This is a genomic window from Dellaglioa algida, from assembly GCF_030127605.1.
Classification (GTDB): Bacteria; Bacillota; Bacilli; order Lactobacillales; family Lactobacillaceae; genus Dellaglioa; species Dellaglioa algida.
The window spans coordinates 21,320-37,528 of record NZ_JANXLE010000006.1; the positions used below are offsets into that span (position 1 = coordinate 21,320).

Genomic DNA, 16,209 nt, shown 5'->3' on the forward strand with positions numbered 1-16,209 from the left:
CTTGAAAAACGATAAAATTGTGATTCATGGTGCGCGTGCGCATAACTTAAAAAATGTGGATGTCACTATCCCAAGAGATAAATTAGTTGTTATTACCGGGCTCTCGGGGTCAGGAAAAAGTTCATTGGCTTTTGATACGCTTTATGCTGAAGGCCAACGACGTTATGTTGAAAGTTTGTCGGCATACGCACGACAATTTTTAGGTCAGATGGATAAACCAGATGTTGACTCAATTGATGGGCTATCGCCTGCTATTTCGATCGATCAAAAAACAACTTCAAAAAATCCACGATCAACTGTTGGAACGGTCACTGAAATTAATGATTATTTAAGATTGCTTTGGGCTCGCGTAGGACATCCTATCTGTCCAAATGATGGTCATGAAATTACGAGTCAATCCGTTGAACAAATGGTTGATCGCGTTCTGGAATTAGAAGATCGAACAAAATTACAAATTTTATCACCGATTATTCGTAATAAAAAGGGACAACATAAAAAGGTTTTTGAAACAATCAAACGTGAAGGTTTTGTCCGTGTACGCGTTGACGGTGAACTACATGATATTGACGAAACATTTGAGCTAGAAAAGAATGTGAAACATTCAATCGATATTGTGATTGATCGAATTGTTGTTAAAGAGGGGATTCGTTCACGTTTATTTGATTCATTTGAAGCGGCATTACGATTATCTTCAGGATATGCAACTGCAGATATTCTTGATGGCGAAACAGATGGTGAGACACTTCAATTTTCTGAACATTATGCCTGTCCAATTTGTGGATTCACGGTGGGTGAATTAGAACCACGCTTGTTCTCATTTAATGCACCATTTGGCGCTTGTGAGACCTGTGATGGACTAGGGATGAAGCTAGAGGTTGATGAAGATTTAATTGTCCCGGACCCAACTAAAACGTTAGCTGATGGGGCGATTGAACCTTGGAATCCAATTAGTTCACAATATTATCCATCAATGTTGGCACAAGCAGCAGAAGCTTTTGGAATTCCAATGGATGTCCCATTTGAAGACTTGACGGATGAACAACGTGATATTGTTTTAAATGGTTCAGGGACACGTCAATTCCATTTTCATTATGCCAATGATTTTGGCGGTGTTCGTGATGTTGATGCGCTATTTGAAGGGGTTATTACGAATATTAGTCGTCGCCATACAGAAACGAATAGTGATTTTACACGTGATCAGATGCGTAAATATATGACAAGTTTAACTTGCCAAACATGTCATGGCTACCGCTTGAACCGTAAAGCACTAGCCGTACAAGTTAATGGGCAACATATTGGTAAGATTTCTGCACTTTCAATTGGCGATGGCTTACCATTCTTTGAAAATGTAGAATTGTCAGAAAAAGAAACTGTTATTGCGGCACCTATTTTGAAAGAAATTCGTGATCGCTTAACGTTCTTGGAAAATGTTGGGTTAAATTATTTAACCTTATCACGTTCTGCGGGAACACTTTCAGGTGGTGAAGCGCAACGAATTCGATTAGCCACACAAATTGGTTCGAATTTATCAGGTGTCTTATATATTTTAGATGAACCTTCAATTGGGTTACATCAACGAGATAATGATCGCTTGATTGAATCACTTAAGAAAATGCGTGATCTAGGTAATACGTTAATTGTAGTTGAACACGATGAAGATACTATGATGGCCGCTGATTACTTAATTGATGTGGGTCCTGGGGCTGGTGAATTAGGTGGTGAAATTATCGCTGCCGGAACACCAACCCAAGTGAAGAAGAGTCGTAAATCTTTAACAGGTCAGTATTTGTCTGGTAAAAAATTCATCTCGTTACCTGAAACAAGACGTGACGGTAACGGTAAGAAGATTCGAATTACTGGCGCTAAAGAAAATAACTTGAAGAATGTGACGGTTGATTTCCCATTGGGTGAATTCATCTCAGTAACAGGGGTTTCAGGTTCAGGTAAATCAACTTTAGTCAATGGAATTTTGAAAAAAGTCTTATCACAAAAGTTAAACCGTAATTCTGAAAAACCGGGTAAATACAAATCAGTTTCGGGTGTTCAAAATGTTGAGAGTGTGATTAATATTGATCAAAGCCCAATTGGCCGAACACCAAGAAGTAATCCCGCAACTTATACGGGTGTTTTTGATAATATCCGTGATTTATTTGCTGAAACTAATGAAGCTAAATTACGTGGTTATAAAAAAGGTCGTTTCAGTTTTAATGTTAAGGGTGGCCGTTGTGAAGCCTGTAAAGGTGACGGAATTATTAAAATTGAAATGAACTTCTTGCCAGATGTTTACGTACCATGTGAAATTTGTCATGGCGCACGTTATAACTCTGAAACGCTTGAAGTGACTTATAAAAATAAAACAATTGCGGATATCTTAGATTTAACGGTTGGCGAAGCCTTGAAATTCTTCGAACCAATTCCTAAGATTAGACGTAAATTACAAACAATTGTTGATGTTGGGTTAGGTTACGTTTCGTTAGGCCAATCAGCAACAACCTTATCTGGTGGTGAAGCACAACGAATGAAATTGGCTTCTGAATTACACCGTCAGTCAAATGGTAAGAGTTTTTATATTCTGGATGAACCTACGACTGGGTTACACACAGATGATATTAAACGATTACTTGGTGTGTTGAATCGCTTAGTTGACGCGGGTAATACCGTGCTAGTAATTGAACACAACTTGGATGTGATTAAAACGTCTGATCATTTAATTGATTTAGGTCCAGAAGGTGGAGACGGTGGTGGAACAATTATTGCTACTGGAACACCGGAAGAGATTGCTGAAGTGCCTGAAAGTTATACAGGACACTACTTAAAACCAATTTTAGAACGTGATCGTGCACGAATGAATAAGTAATTTTGAAAAGACAGATGAGAATCTGTCTTTTTTTATTATCTTTTTATGGAAAAAGTGGTAACTTTAAAGAAGAACGAAATAAATTGGAGGACCGGTTGGCCATGGGCAATAAGTATAAGAGCGTTTTTGATATTATTGGACCAGTTATGATAGGACCATCTAGTTCCCACACGGCCGGCGCTGCCAGAATTGGCAAAGTTGGTTTTCAACTATTTAATGGACAGATAACTAAATTAAAAGTTCGGTACTTTGAATCATTTGCTAAAACGCATCGCGGGCATGGAACCGATTTTGCGACGGTTGCGGGTGTCTTAGGTTTTGAACCCGATGATGTTCGCTGTCCCCAAGCAATTCAAATTGCTGAAAAAATGGGGATAGACATTCAATTTATCGAAGATTCCCATCCGAGTCCCATTAATCACCCTAACAGTGCTGAACTAACGCTTGAAAATGAAACTAAAAAAATTTCATTAATGGGTTGTTCAATCGGTGGTGGGACGATTGAAATTAGAGCATTCACGATTAAAAAGCAACAATTTTTTCCAAAGGGCGGTTTACCGATATTAGTGTTGGAGGCCAATCCAATTAATCAAGATAAAATTCAAAACGAAATTGAAAAAACGGCAGGTATCATTAGCCAAAATGAGTCAGAATTAACACCAAACGAGTTTATATATGAATACGATTTAACAAAAAATCTTGCTGAAACTGAACTTAAACAACTTCGGCTGCTGACCCATAATCTCATCTATTTAAAATAGGAGGTTCCATCTTGTATAAGAGTATTGCTGAACTGGTTTCAACCGCAAATAAAGAAAATAAATTAATTTCAGAATTGATGATTGACCAAGAAATGGCACAATCTGGTGAAACTAGAGCCATTATCATTGAAAAAATGTCGACTAATCTAGAAGTTATGAAACAAGCAATTGAACGGGGATCTAACGGTGAGGGCGTGACTTCTTCCACTGGACTAACAGGTGGGGATGCCGTTTTATTACGGAAGTATCGTGAAAAAGGGCAGTCGTTATCAGGAGATGCTAATTTAGAAGCCATGCAATATGCAATTGCGACTAATGAAGTCAACGCGTCAATGGGACTTATTTGCGCAACGCCCACCGCTGGTTCATCTGGTACTTTGCCTGGGGTTATTTTTATGATTCAAAAACGCTTGAACTTATCACATGAAAAAATGATACAAGCTTTATTCACGTCTAGTGCGTTCGGGATGATTGTCGCAAATAACGCGATGATTGCCGGTGCAACAGGCGGTTGCCAGGCGGAAGTTGGGAGTGCATCGGCCATGGCGGCTGCAGCTGCGGTTGAAATTACCGGTGGTACACCAGAACAATGTGCGGAAGCCTTTGCGATGGGGTTAAGTAATCTATTAGGGTTGGTTTGTGACCCAGTTGCCGGTTTGGTAGAGATTCCATGCATTAAGCGAAATGCAATTGGTACGGTTAATGCGCTAACGGCTGCTGATATGGCATTAGCGGGGTTATCTAATAAGGTTCCTGCTGATGAAGTCATTATGGCGATGAAAGATATTGGTGAACGGATGCCAAGTGCGCTTAGAGAAACAGGTGTTGGTGGCTTAGCCAGTACACCAACAGGCCAAGCAATTAAAATGAAAATCTTTGGTGAAACGATTTAGAGTTGGAAACAACTCTTTTTTTGTACACGGATACAAAAGAAACACCAGGTATGTTATACTGATGACAGTAGATTTGGAGGAATTAAAATGGCAGATACATTAGAGTTAGTTGTAATTACAGGGATGAGTGGGGCCGGCAAGACGGTCGCAATGCAAAGCTTTGAAGATCTTGGTTATTTTTGTATTGATAATTTACCACCAACTTTATTACCTAAGTTCTGGGAATTAGTAAAAGAATCAGGTAAGATTTCAAAAATTGCATTGGTTATGGATTTAAGATCACGCGCTTTTTATGATGAAATTATTGAAATGTTATCAGGTTTTGATAATACTGAATTCATGACGACTAAGATTTTATTCCTTGATGCATCAGATGCAGAACTAGTTTCACGATACAAAGAAACGAGACGCGCGCATCCGTTGGCAATGGAAGGCCGTCTTATGGATGGTATCGAAAAAGAACGTGAATTATTAAATGATATTAAAACACAAGCACAATTAGTGATTAATACAACTGATTTATCGCCACGTCAATTACGCGAAGAAATTTTCCATAACTTTGAAACAAGAGAAACGGCAAGTTTTCACGTTGAGATTTTATCGTTTGGGTTTAAGTATGGGTTACCTATTGATGCAGATATCGTAATGGATGTCCGCTTCTTACCTAATCCACATTACATTCCAGAATTAAAACCACAGACAGGTTTGGATAAAGCTGTTTATGATTATGTAATGAAGCAACCCGCAACAGAAGGCTTCTACACAAAGTTTGAATCATTACTTGAATCAATTTTACCCGGTTATGAAGCTGAAGGTAAAACTAATTTAACAATAGCAATCGGTTGTACAGGTGGACAACATCGTTCAGTTGCTCTAGCTAAACGCTTGAGTGAAGAACTAAAGGTCACGTACCCAGTGAATGTTACCCATCGAGATATTAATAAAAGTAAGGAATCGGTGAATAGATCATGACAAAAAATGGACATAGGCCCAAAATTGTTGTGATTGGTGGCGGAACTGGACTACCAGTCATTTTAAAAAGTTTAAGAGAAAAAAATGCTGATATTACGGCTGTTGTAACGGTAGCTGATGATGGCGGTTCGTCCGGCATTATCAGAGATTATGTGAATGTTGTGCCGCCTGGTGATATTCGTAACGTTCTTGCGGCCCTGTCTGAATTACCAGAAATTTATTTGGACATTTTCCAATATCGATTTGATACATCGGATAGATTCTTTGCCGGTCACGCAATTGGTAATTTAATTATTGCCGCATTGGCTGAAATGAAAAAAGGGGTTTTCGCCTCTGTGCAAGAATTATCAGAAATGATGCGAGTGGATGGACACGTCTTTCCAGTTGCCGATGAACCATTAGTTTTAAATGCGGAATTTTCTGACGGTACCTTTTTAGCTGGTGAAGCAGAAATTACAGCTGCCAGAAAATCAATTAAACGTGTTTGGGTGACGTCAAACGAAAAAAATGAAGCTGAAATGCCGGCAGCCGTACCAGAAGTAGTTGAGGCAATTTTGAGTGCGGACCAGATTGTCCTTGGGCCCGGTAGTTTATTCACAAGTATTTTACCGAACTTAGTTATTGGGAATGTGGGAAAAGCTTTGGCAGAAACAAAAGCTGAAGTTGTTTACATTTGTAATATCATGACGCAAAAGGGTGAAACAGAACACTTTACGGATGCGGATCACGTTCGAATTTTGAATGCGTATTTGGGTCAATGTTTCGTAAATACAGTCCTTGTAAATACGGCGCAGGTACCAGAAGGTTACATGGACAAAGAAAAATATGATGAAAACTTAATTCAAGTTGAACACGATTTTAACGGATTAAGGGAACAACACTGCCGTGTTATCTCATCGAATTTCCTAAAATTAAAAGATCAGGGTGTCTTTCATGACGGCAACAAGGTTGTTGAGGAATTAATGGACTTAGTTGGTCGACCAAATCATGAATTAAGACACAGAGAGCATAGTTAGCACGAAGATAAGGTGAATAAATGTCATATGCAAGTGAAGTAAAAAAAGAATTAACAACCCTCAAAGTCCGGAGAAACAACGCCAAAGCAGAGTTAATGGCGTTGATTCGAATGAACGGCTCTTTGAGTATTATTAATCATCAATTTGTTTTAAATGTTCAGACTGAAAATCCCGCAATTGCGCGACGAATCTATGAACTTTTGAATGAATTTTATGATATTACGAGCGAACTATTAGTGCGTCGTAAAATGAAATTAAAAAAGAATAACATTTATATTGTGCGATTGAAAACAGGAAGCGACTTTGTCTTAAAAGATTTGGATATTATTGAAGATATGCAACTTAAGATGGGTGTGCCAACTGATTTATTGTCACATGATGATATGATGATGCGTTCATATTTACGGGGCGCATTCTTGGCGGGTGGTTCAGTCAACAATCCTGAAACCAGCCGTTATCATTTGGAAATCTATTCTGTTTATGAAGAACATAACCAAACGATTTGCGAGATGATTAATAAATTTGGCTTCAACGCGAGGATGACTGAACGTCGTAGTGGTTATATTGTTTATTTGAAAGAAGCAGAAAAAATTGCTGATTTCTTATCATTGATTGGCGCAACCACAGCTATGTTGAAGTTTGAAGATATTAGAATTGTCCGTGATATGCGTAACTCGGTAAATCGCATGGTTAACTGTGAAACGGCAAACATGAACAAGGTTGCCGATGCCGCAAATAAACAAATTGCGAATATCGAATTCATCGCGCATTCTGTTGGGTTAGGTCAGCTACCCTCTAAATTAAAAGAAGTTGCTGAAACCCGATTGGTACATCAAGAAGTTAGCTTGAAAGAGCTTGGCGACTTGGTGCCAGGAGGTCCAATTTCAAAGTCGGGGATTAATCATCGATTACGAAAAATTAATGAATTTGCTGAAAAAGTTCGAATTGGTGAAAAATAAATCAACGTCTTGAAAGGGTGGGTTTCATGATTGAATTTAAATATGATGTACAATTATTGCTTGAGGGTAGTACGCTAGACGAGGATCGTTTGTATGATGAGATTGTCCGTCAATTTGAGGGTGATAGTCTGATGGTTGCCGGTGACACTGACCTAATGAAGTTACACTTCCATACAAATTATCCATGGAAAATACTAGAATATTGTGCCAGCCTTGGGGATATTTTTGATATTGTCGTTGAAGATATGGTCAGACAAGCTAAAGGATTAAAAGGTTAGTGAACGATAAAAAACCAGATAATCATAATGACTGAAATCTCAGTTATTATGATTATCTGGTTTTTTTGTGGCCTTAGTTATCTAAATATGATTTTAATGTTGTCATATCAATTGATTCATCAAAAATATGGTCATCAACAATCACGGTTGGAACGAATTGGATATGTGCAGCATTCGCTTCATTAATAATAGCGTCAATCGCTACTTTGTCCGAGACATCCGTTAAGTTAAACGTTTCTTCCATATAAGTAGCAACTTCTTCAAGTGTGAAATCCTTCCAAGTTTCTTGCGTTTTGAATAATTCAGTAATTAAATCATATGACTTTTGTGAATTATCTAGTGGCAAGTAGTGATGCGCAATATTGCCTCGTTGTAAGGATTCTTTTTCTTTATCAAAGAGTTTAATGACACGTTTGACTTTACCATCTGCAATATAACCATCTAGAGTTTCTTTAGATTTTTCAAACCATTCTTTAGAGTAAGGGCAACGAACATTAATAAATTCCACAATCGTTTTTGGTGCATTTGGATCACCAATCACGAGACCAAGATCGCGTTTTACTTTTGATGCATCAATAATTGAAATATCCATTTTTATCATTCCTACCTTCGTTTAATAGCGTCAGTATAGCATAGTAAGGGTCAATACGAGTAATTTTTCGCTCAAAAAAAGACACCAACAATTAACTTGTCAGTGCCTTTGAAGCGTCAAAAATTATTTAAGACCCTTTTTGTTAGTCATAATTTCATCAATCAAACCATATTCTTTTGCTTGTTCAGCAGTCATATAGTTATCACGATCTGTATCTTTGTTAAGAATTTCAATATCTTGACCAGTTGCGTCAGCCAAAATCTTGTTGATTAATGTTCTTGTCTTCAAGATGTGTGCAGCAGCAATTTCAATTTCTGTTGCTTGACCTTGAGCGCCACCAAGTGGTTGATGAATCATAATCTCTGAGTTAGGTAAGGCAAAACGTTTGCCCTTTGTACCAGCAGTAGCTAAGACACTAGCCATTGAAGCAGCCATACCCATAACGATTGTTTGAACATCAGCATTGATGAAGTTCATTGTATCGTAGATAGCCAAACCGGCAGAAACGGAACCGCCGGGTGAGTTAATGTAAATTGAAATATCTTTTTCTGAGTCTTGAGCATCTAAGAAAAGCAATTGAGCGATAATCGCGTTTGCCATATCGTCATTAACTTCACCAGAAAGCATAATAATTCTGTCTTTTAATAGACGAGAATAAATGTCATAGGCGCGTTCGCCACCAGCAGATTGTTCAATAACTGTAGGAACTACATTCATAATTAAAAACCTCCAAATTTGTTGTTTAATCTAACATAAAGTAATTTTACCTTCTTGGTCAAAAAAGGTCAAATGAAAGAACCTAATTGTTTAAAATAAATTTTAACTATTTAGAAGGTAAAATAATGTGAGTGAACGTGATAAAGGACGGCATAATATGCGTTAATTTATGAGTATATCCTACTAAAGTGTATAAAAAAGTTAAGGCGTGTCTTTTCAGGGCGTCTTATTTGAAAAGGGGAAAGTTGAGTGATACTATCCAATTGTGGATTGCGCGATGTAATTTTGTGCGATGATAAAAATCACGTTAATGCCTTAAAGGCATCGTGAATAACCTGTTATCGATATTGTTTATAAACAAAATGAAGGAGATGAGTAAAATGGACAGAATTGTCATTATGGCAAAAACAAGTGTGAAAAGAGTAGTGTCTTTCATTAAAAAATTTAAGGAACGGCCTTATATGAATGAAATTCTAAAAATTAAAATCTCGGTTGAATCATGGTTCATTTACCTTCTACACGTTGACCAAACGATTGTTGATGCGGGTTCTTAGAGGATATATAAATGAATAGTTTTAAACAAAATAATGTTGCGTTTTTTTATATAAATTGTTAATGGGGTTAATTGTTTGTATGGAAATCAATAATCGCGTGAATGCATAGGGTTATTTTCAAAATGAAAGAGAGTTGAACTAAGGCAGTGAGTCTTAGTATGGGTTGCGACAGTTTAGGGGGCTAAATGATGAAAGGGAATAACAGTAGTAAAAAAAGATGGGTTTCAACAGTGTTAATGACAGGCATTATTCTGGCAGGTATGATACCCGCCGGAGCCGTAGTCAAAGCGGTAAGTCGCGATGATTCAGTAGTTTCGAACCAAGCAACAGGTCAAATAACTGATAATCCAAAAAGTGGGTTCGAAAAAATCACGGAAGATGCTGATGCTCAAAAAGCAAAGGAGGATTCTTCTATTGTAACGGATAAAGAAGTACCCACTACGAAAGATAAAAATGTCTCTACTGTAAAAGATGATACGACAAAAGCAAAAGAAGAATCTTCATCTGTTAAAGTTGATAAGGTGGTTAAGGCTAAGGCAGCAGTACCTGCCGCCGGTTACATGGGACCAACAACCCGAGCCATTAATACGGATTGGGATACTAGTACAGATTTTGCCAATTCGTCAGCGACAGCGTACGTTTCTCCGTCGGGGGAACAAGGTAGAAACGATGAACCCGTTTTGTATTTTGGAAACTCTGCGTTTGCATTTCAGCCCAGCTCATTAACAAATAATAATGCATATAACAGAGTAACGAACGCATCTAGTTGGGTTTATACAACTGATACTAGTAAAAATCCTGACCCCAAAAAATATTACGGAATAATAATCGACAATTCGATACCGGCAGATCGTGGATACGCGGTGGGGTTATCTTCTCCCACAATTAGTACGATTGAGTCCGCTGTGGGTAGAAGACCATCGGCAAGTAATAAAATTAATGGGTATCATTTATATAAAAATAAAGCCGGTACCGGATTTAAAGCAATAATGTACGATACGGTATATAAGTTGAGTTATACATTTGAAGAAATGTACGATGCAAACGGTGGCTTATACAGTTATTTCAGTATTACTAATAGTGACACAAGTAGTCGAGCTATTGGGGCAGTAGAAGGCGTCGATACCTACGTGGATAATGACGCGGTTCCTGTTAACAGTCTGGGACCTGGTAATGGATTCAAAATGGTGGGGACTTCGCATACCTTAAACTTTAGTCTAAGGGACCCAAATACCAATGCTAAATTGGGCGGATGGACAAATTATACGGCTGGAAACATCAACAGTACAAGAAGCTATCCAAAAAAACTTTTGAATGTGGCGAATGTGGGCCAATATTTCAACGGTGGGGTACCTGGGACGGGGATGGAGAATTATGCGGCTGGAACTAATATCGGTATTTACGATATTAAAGATCCTACTAAAACACTTACGGGAATTAATAATAGTGACAGAGATAGTGGGTTCATCATTAAGACTAATTCTAAAATGCTGGCACCAGGGGAAACACTTACTAATGGGTCTTACTTAACCTATAAAGAGGTAACTCCGAGCGTTCCGCCTGTTGCGACGGTAACATCGCCAACTATTAATGCCTACGCAGATCAAAAAGATGTGCTAACAATTAAAGGTAAGGTTTCTGATGTAGATAGTACTAAAGGTCGTATTAAACTGACATATGAAGATGGTTCAATGTCTTCACTATCAGATAACAAGTATGACACGATTACGGTTGGTAAGTCTATCGATTATACTGCGGCAATAGATGTTTCTAAGCTAAAGGTAGGCGCAAATAAAATCATTGTTGCGGCTGTTGATGAAAATGATTTTGAACAGGATACGCCTGTAACGGTTACCGTTAACCTATTTAAATTAGGTGCAACACCCGTTATGCAAAGAATTAAAACGGGTGAGACGGTTTCAACGGATGAATCTAAGTTAATAACAAATATAACGATTATGAACTCAAACCGTCATACGTTAATAATTGATAGCAAAAATCCGTCGGGTAAACCACTTAATAATAAAGTTCCCGGCTTCTATATCCAGGATATGACATTGACGGATATAACAACTTTGCCTAAAGAAGTTGTTAACATTCCCGTACCTGTGAACGTCACGGATGACGATACGGTTGTTGTTGATAATTCTGCGGTTTACGCGAAGAGCTTCAGCACAACCAGTGATGCCATCTCAGTGTTAACGAGTAAGGCTGCACTGGATACGTTTATTTTAAAGAATAGTGAAGCTAAAGGTTGGATGCTTGCAACGGGTGCTAATTCTGCAGTTAGTGTTAAATCAACGACGCTGACGGCAACTTCTGGTGGCGGAAGTTATAAAGCAGTTATCCAAAATTCGGATGGTAAAGAGATCACAATAGATATTACCGTTGCGGGTGGTTTGAAAATAACTGCAGCACCTGACACAATGAATTATGGGGCAACGGGCGGAGTAATGTTACCATATAGTTCAGAAAACTTTAACTTGCAGCGTCAAGATAATAGTACGGCTAAAGTGTCAATTTCTAATACTGGTCGGCAAGGTTGGAACTTAACGGCAAAGGTTTCAAAAAAACTGACGTCAGGTTCTAATACGTTAACTGGTGTTTTGAAATATATTGATACGAACAACGTTGTCACGGATTTGGATAGCGGAAGTGTTATTGTCGGATCGGGTAAGACGGCAGAAACTCAGGATGTGACGTGGGATGCCAAACAGGGGATTATTGCTAACCTCAATGGTTCCAATACTTCGCTTAAAGTAGGGACATACACTGGAGAAATTGAATGGACATTGACAAGTGCGCCATAAAAGATAGTTAAATTAATGGTAATTGTTAGCGTTTTTAGAGATTACAGATGTAGGAAAAGTTGGAAAAAAACGTAAGGTTATTATTATATTAGCCTGATAAAATCTGTTGTTTGTGGTAGGGAACCTTACCGCTGATAACAGATTTTTTGTACTTTACAAAATAGAATCTTGTTCCCTAAGCAATAGTTGAAATATTAAAATTGAAAGAATTTAGCTAATTACGGTTGAAGAGGAGGGTGATAGTAAGGAAATCATGTTAAGCATGTGATATGAAACCGATTTAAATATTCAAAAACAATGTATATACTTCGCATAAATGCATAAAAATACCAGGAAAAGTGTACTATGAGCGTCATATTTGAAAAGAAAATAAGGTCATGATATTATTTGTTTACGGAATTCATGACAAAAAATAAGTAAAAGAAGACGAATAAGCATGTTATTGGTTTTCTTTTGTTGTGGACAGCCTATTATCAAAGTTATTTTTAAACCAAACAGGCATAAGAGTCACTAAACCTTCGACGGATATGCAGAAGTTTATGGTGATTACCAACAGACTTTATTTACAAAATTGAGATATAACAATGGATTGGACATTAAAATCTGATCACATAAGTGAGGTTTTACAAAATAATAGGTTGGTTCAAAGCGGCTCATTCATCTCTCAGTTATGGAAAAATGATGATTAAAACAGGCGAACGAGTAAGGTGGAATAACTTAAAAACACGTTTTTTTATTCTGATAGTCAATCCCGTTAACAATATGAGGGGATTATGATAAAAAAGTTTTTAAAATATATTTAAGATATATTGTTGACGTAGCTGGCACGGAAATTGTAAATGCGATTTAAACGTTGATATATCTGCTTTTAACCCGAATAAATAAATTAATATTATATGAAATGAAAACGATTACTGGCATATTATCAATAATATCGAAAAAATAAAAAAAATAGGTGTCGCATTAAACCAGATTTTGTGTATACTGTGAATGGTTAAAATTTGTCAGACGAATATAGGACTAAGTTGGTGAGTAAAATATTGGAGGGGACAATGGGGTTAAGTAAATATAACTTCATTTTCGGCAATGTTTAATGAATCAAACATATGATAATAAAGTTAAGAATGTAGTGTAACAATTTAGGGGGGCTAAATGATGAAAGGGAACAACAGTAATAAAAAAAGATGGGTTTCAACTGTATTAATGACGGGGATTATTCTAGCAGGTATGGTACCCGCTGGAACTGTCGTCAATGCGGTAAGTCGTGATGACTCAACGGTCTCTACGCAAGAATCAAGTCAGTTAGCTAATGATCCAAAAAGCGGGTTTGAGAAAATTACAGCTAATGCTGACGCTCAAAAAGTAAAAGAAGAAACTTCTGTTACGGAAGATAAAAATATTCCAGTTGTAAAAGATGAAACAAAGGAAAAATCTTCAACAACTAAAGTTGAAAAAGCGGTAACAGGCAAAGATAAAACTAAAGTGGCGGTTCCTACCGCTGGTTATGTAGAGGGGGCTGGGGCTGACCCCACTGGTGAAACATGGGAAGCAAAGGATTATTCGGCTACCTCGGCAAAAGAATATGTTTCGCCATCGGGACAACAAGGGTTGACTGATGAACCTGTTTTATACTTTGGTAATGATAATAGCACCGATGGGAAGGGGCTACAGCCATTTCAACCGAGTGCGTTAACTAATAATAAAGATTACAGCGGTAGCTCAAATGCATCTAGCTGGTCTTATGTTGGACTTCCTGAAAAGACATTTAAAAGCCCAAATCCCAAAAAATCATATGGAATTATAATTAACGGTGTGATTCCGGATGATCGTGGTTATGGGTTTGTGGCTAGTGATGCTAAAGATGTTTATACAATCGAGAGTGCAGTAAAAATGGGGAAGATAATTGATTACAAACTTTATAAAAATACGGGTCATACTGGATTTAAAGCAACAATGTACGATCCAACGTATAAACTAAGCTATACTTTTATAGAAATTTACGATACTGATGGTGGGATTTCTAGTTATTTCAGCATTACGAATAATGATACGACTGCTAGAGATATTGGGGCTGTCGAAGCTGCCGATACGTTTGTTGATACTGATGCTGTTCCAGTAATGAGTTTAGGAGCAAATGCCGGATTTAAGATGGTAGGTGGTAAACATACGCTGAACTATAGATTAAATGATCCTGATGGCAACAGGATGGGAGGCTGGACAAATTATACAGCCGGAAATATTAATACAAAAAAAGGTGTATCAAACAGAATATATTCTCCTGAGGATATAGGAAGCTACTTTAAGGGTGGCGTAACTGGAACAGGAATGGAAGGAACTCTAGCCAATCCCGCCAATGATCCGACTGGTGATGCGGGTAATATTGGGATTTATAATATTTTGAAGCCCGGTGATAAACTTTCGGGAACCATTGATGAAACTGATAGTGGTTTTGTAATCAAAGCCAGTCCAAAAACGTTGGCTCCGGGTGAAGCTCTGGTAAATGGTTCTTACCTGACTTATAACGAAGTTCAACCCGGGGAGGCGCCTGTCGCAACGGCGACACCTTCAACAATTAATGCGTACGCGGATTTAGTTACCGGGCTTAAGATTACCGGAACTGTTAAAGATAAGGATAGTACTAAGGGACGTATAAAAATTACGTACCCGGATAAATCAACTTCAGCGACAACGGAGAATGCATATGATACGGTGACACCCAATACGTCAATCCCTTATTCTGCGAATATTGATTCTACGAAGTTAAAACCAGGTTTAAATGAATTAACCGTTACAGCAATTGATGACAAGAAGCATGAACAAGATCCTGCTGTGAAAGTAACCGTTAACTTAATTACTTTAGGTGCAACACCAATCACACAGAATATTAAAGTCGGTGGAACTGTTTCGACGGTTGAAAAAGATTTAATTAGTGATATTAAGATTTTGAACACTATCGGACATACGTTAAAAATCGATACATCAAATCCGTCAAAAAATCCAGTTAATACTGGAAAAGTGGGACACTACGTCCAAGATATGCTTTTAACAGATACAGTTGTTAGCCCTAATAAAGTTGCTAAGATTGCGATACCAGTTAATGTCACGGATAGCGATACGGTAACTGATAAAGATTCTGCAGTTTATGCGCATAAATTCGACACAAAAACGACGGATATTGCCAAATTATCTGATGTTGAGTTGAAGGCGCTGATTATATCAAAGAGTGAAGCTAAAGGTTGGATACTTGAGACTGGTGCTAATTCTGCAGTTAGTGTTAAATCGACAACATTATTAGCGACTTCACCCGCTGGTACTTACAAAGCAACAATTACGAATGCAGCTGGTAAAGAAATTACAATAGACATTACCGTTACAGGTGGTGACTTAAAAATCACTTCTGCACCTGATGCGATAAGCTACGGGGCAACATCCGGGGTGATGTTACCTTATAGTACAGAAAACTTTAACCTGCAACGTCAAGATAACAATAAGGCTAAGGTATCGATTGCTAATGCTGGTCAGCAAGGTTGGAATTTAACGGCAAAGGTTTCGAAGCCTTTAACGAATGGGTCTAACAGCTTAAAGGGCGTTCTGAAATATATTGATACTAATAATGTTGCCACGGATTTAGATAGTGGAAGTGTCGTTGTTGGATCTGGTAAGACGGCACCCACTCAAGATGTCACTTGGGATGCCAAACAGGGGATTATTGCGAACCTTAATGGTAACAATACCTCACTTAAAGCAGGAAAATATGCAGGGGAAATAACATGGACGCTGACAGACGCGCCATAAACCTT

General features: G+C 37.9%; 12 protein-coding genes. 10 read left to right on the forward strand and 2 right to left on the reverse strand.

Annotated features, from left to right (window positions below; genetic code table 11):
• The first annotated feature begins 1 nt into the window (after position 1).
• The 7 genes from uvrA (at position 2) to N0K73_RS05895 (ending at position 7,736) form a co-directional block, all read left to right on the forward strand.
• Entirely contained in the window at positions 2-2,857 is a 2,856-nt protein-coding gene (uvrA, locus tag N0K73_RS05865; protein ID WP_112250373.1) for an excinuclease ABC subunit UvrA, read from the forward strand.
• A gap of 101 nt (positions 2,858-2,958) precedes the next feature.
• Positions 2,959-3,618 (forward strand): serine dehydratase beta chain, encoded by a 660-nt coding sequence (locus tag N0K73_RS05870; RefSeq protein ID WP_112250371.1) that lies wholly within the window; start codon positions 2,959-2,961, stop codon positions 3,616-3,618.
• An 11-nt stretch (positions 3,619-3,629) separates the two neighbouring features.
• Positions 3,630-4,511, forward strand: coding sequence for an L-serine ammonia-lyase, iron-sulfur-dependent, subunit alpha (sdaAA, locus tag N0K73_RS05875; RefSeq protein WP_284068656.1), 882 nt, complete (start codon positions 3,630-3,632; stop codon positions 4,509-4,511).
• A gap of 87 nt (positions 4,512-4,598) precedes the next feature.
• Complete coding sequence (rapZ, locus tag N0K73_RS05880) at positions 4,599-5,483, forward strand: RNase adapter RapZ (RefSeq protein ID WP_057973701.1); 885 nt, start codon at positions 4,599-4,601, stop codon at positions 5,481-5,483.
• A complete protein-coding gene (locus tag N0K73_RS05885) occupies positions 5,480-6,499 on the forward strand; it encodes a gluconeogenesis morphogenetic factor MgfK (RefSeq protein WP_284068657.1) in 1,020 nt (339 codons plus the stop codon). Before rapZ ends, N0K73_RS05885 begins: the two co-directional genes overlap by 4 nt.
• 20 nt (positions 6,500-6,519) lie before the next feature.
• On the forward strand, positions 6,520-7,458 hold the full coding sequence (gene whiA, locus N0K73_RS05890) for a DNA-binding protein WhiA (RefSeq protein ID WP_057973703.1): 939 nt from the start codon (positions 6,520-6,522) through the stop codon (positions 7,456-7,458).
• A gap of 26 nt (positions 7,459-7,484) precedes the next feature.
• A complete protein-coding gene (locus N0K73_RS05895; protein WP_057973704.1) occupies positions 7,485-7,736 on the forward strand; it encodes a fatty acid kinase subunit FakA-related protein in 252 nt (83 codons plus the stop codon).
• A gap of 73 nt (positions 7,737-7,809) precedes the next feature.
• Here N0K73_RS05895 and N0K73_RS05900 read toward each other — a convergent pair whose 3' ends face one another.
• Positions 7,810-8,328 (reverse strand): DsbA family protein, encoded by a 519-nt coding sequence (locus tag N0K73_RS05900; RefSeq protein WP_112250367.1) that lies wholly within the window; start codon positions 8,326-8,328, stop codon positions 7,810-7,812.
• 123 nt (positions 8,329-8,451) lie between these two features.
• Positions 8,452-9,045: an ATP-dependent Clp endopeptidase proteolytic subunit ClpP gene (gene clpP, locus N0K73_RS05905; RefSeq protein WP_057973705.1), complete on the reverse strand. Its 594-nt coding sequence runs from the start codon at positions 9,043-9,045 to the stop codon at positions 8,452-8,454.
• 380 nt (positions 9,046-9,425) lie between these two features.
• Between clpP and N0K73_RS05910 the strand changes: the two genes are divergently transcribed.
• The 3 genes from N0K73_RS05910 (at position 9,426) to N0K73_RS05920 (ending at position 16,204) form a co-directional block, all read left to right on the forward strand.
• Positions 9,426-9,599, forward strand: a complete 174-nt coding sequence (locus tag N0K73_RS05910; protein ID WP_181647377.1) for a hypothetical protein — start codon at positions 9,426-9,428, stop codon at positions 9,597-9,599.
• 185 nt (positions 9,600-9,784) lie between these two features.
• The gene (locus N0K73_RS05915; RefSeq protein WP_146744980.1) at positions 9,785-12,409 is read left to right on the forward strand and encodes a hypothetical protein; all 2,625 of its coding nucleotides are present in this window, start codon (positions 9,785-9,787) and stop codon (positions 12,407-12,409) included.
• A 1,152-nt stretch (positions 12,410-13,561) separates the two neighbouring features.
• On the forward strand, positions 13,562-16,204 hold the full coding sequence (locus N0K73_RS05920; RefSeq protein ID WP_146744979.1) for a hypothetical protein: 2,643 nt from the start codon (positions 13,562-13,564) through the stop codon (positions 16,202-16,204).
• Positions 16,205-16,209: the final 5 nt, after the last annotated feature.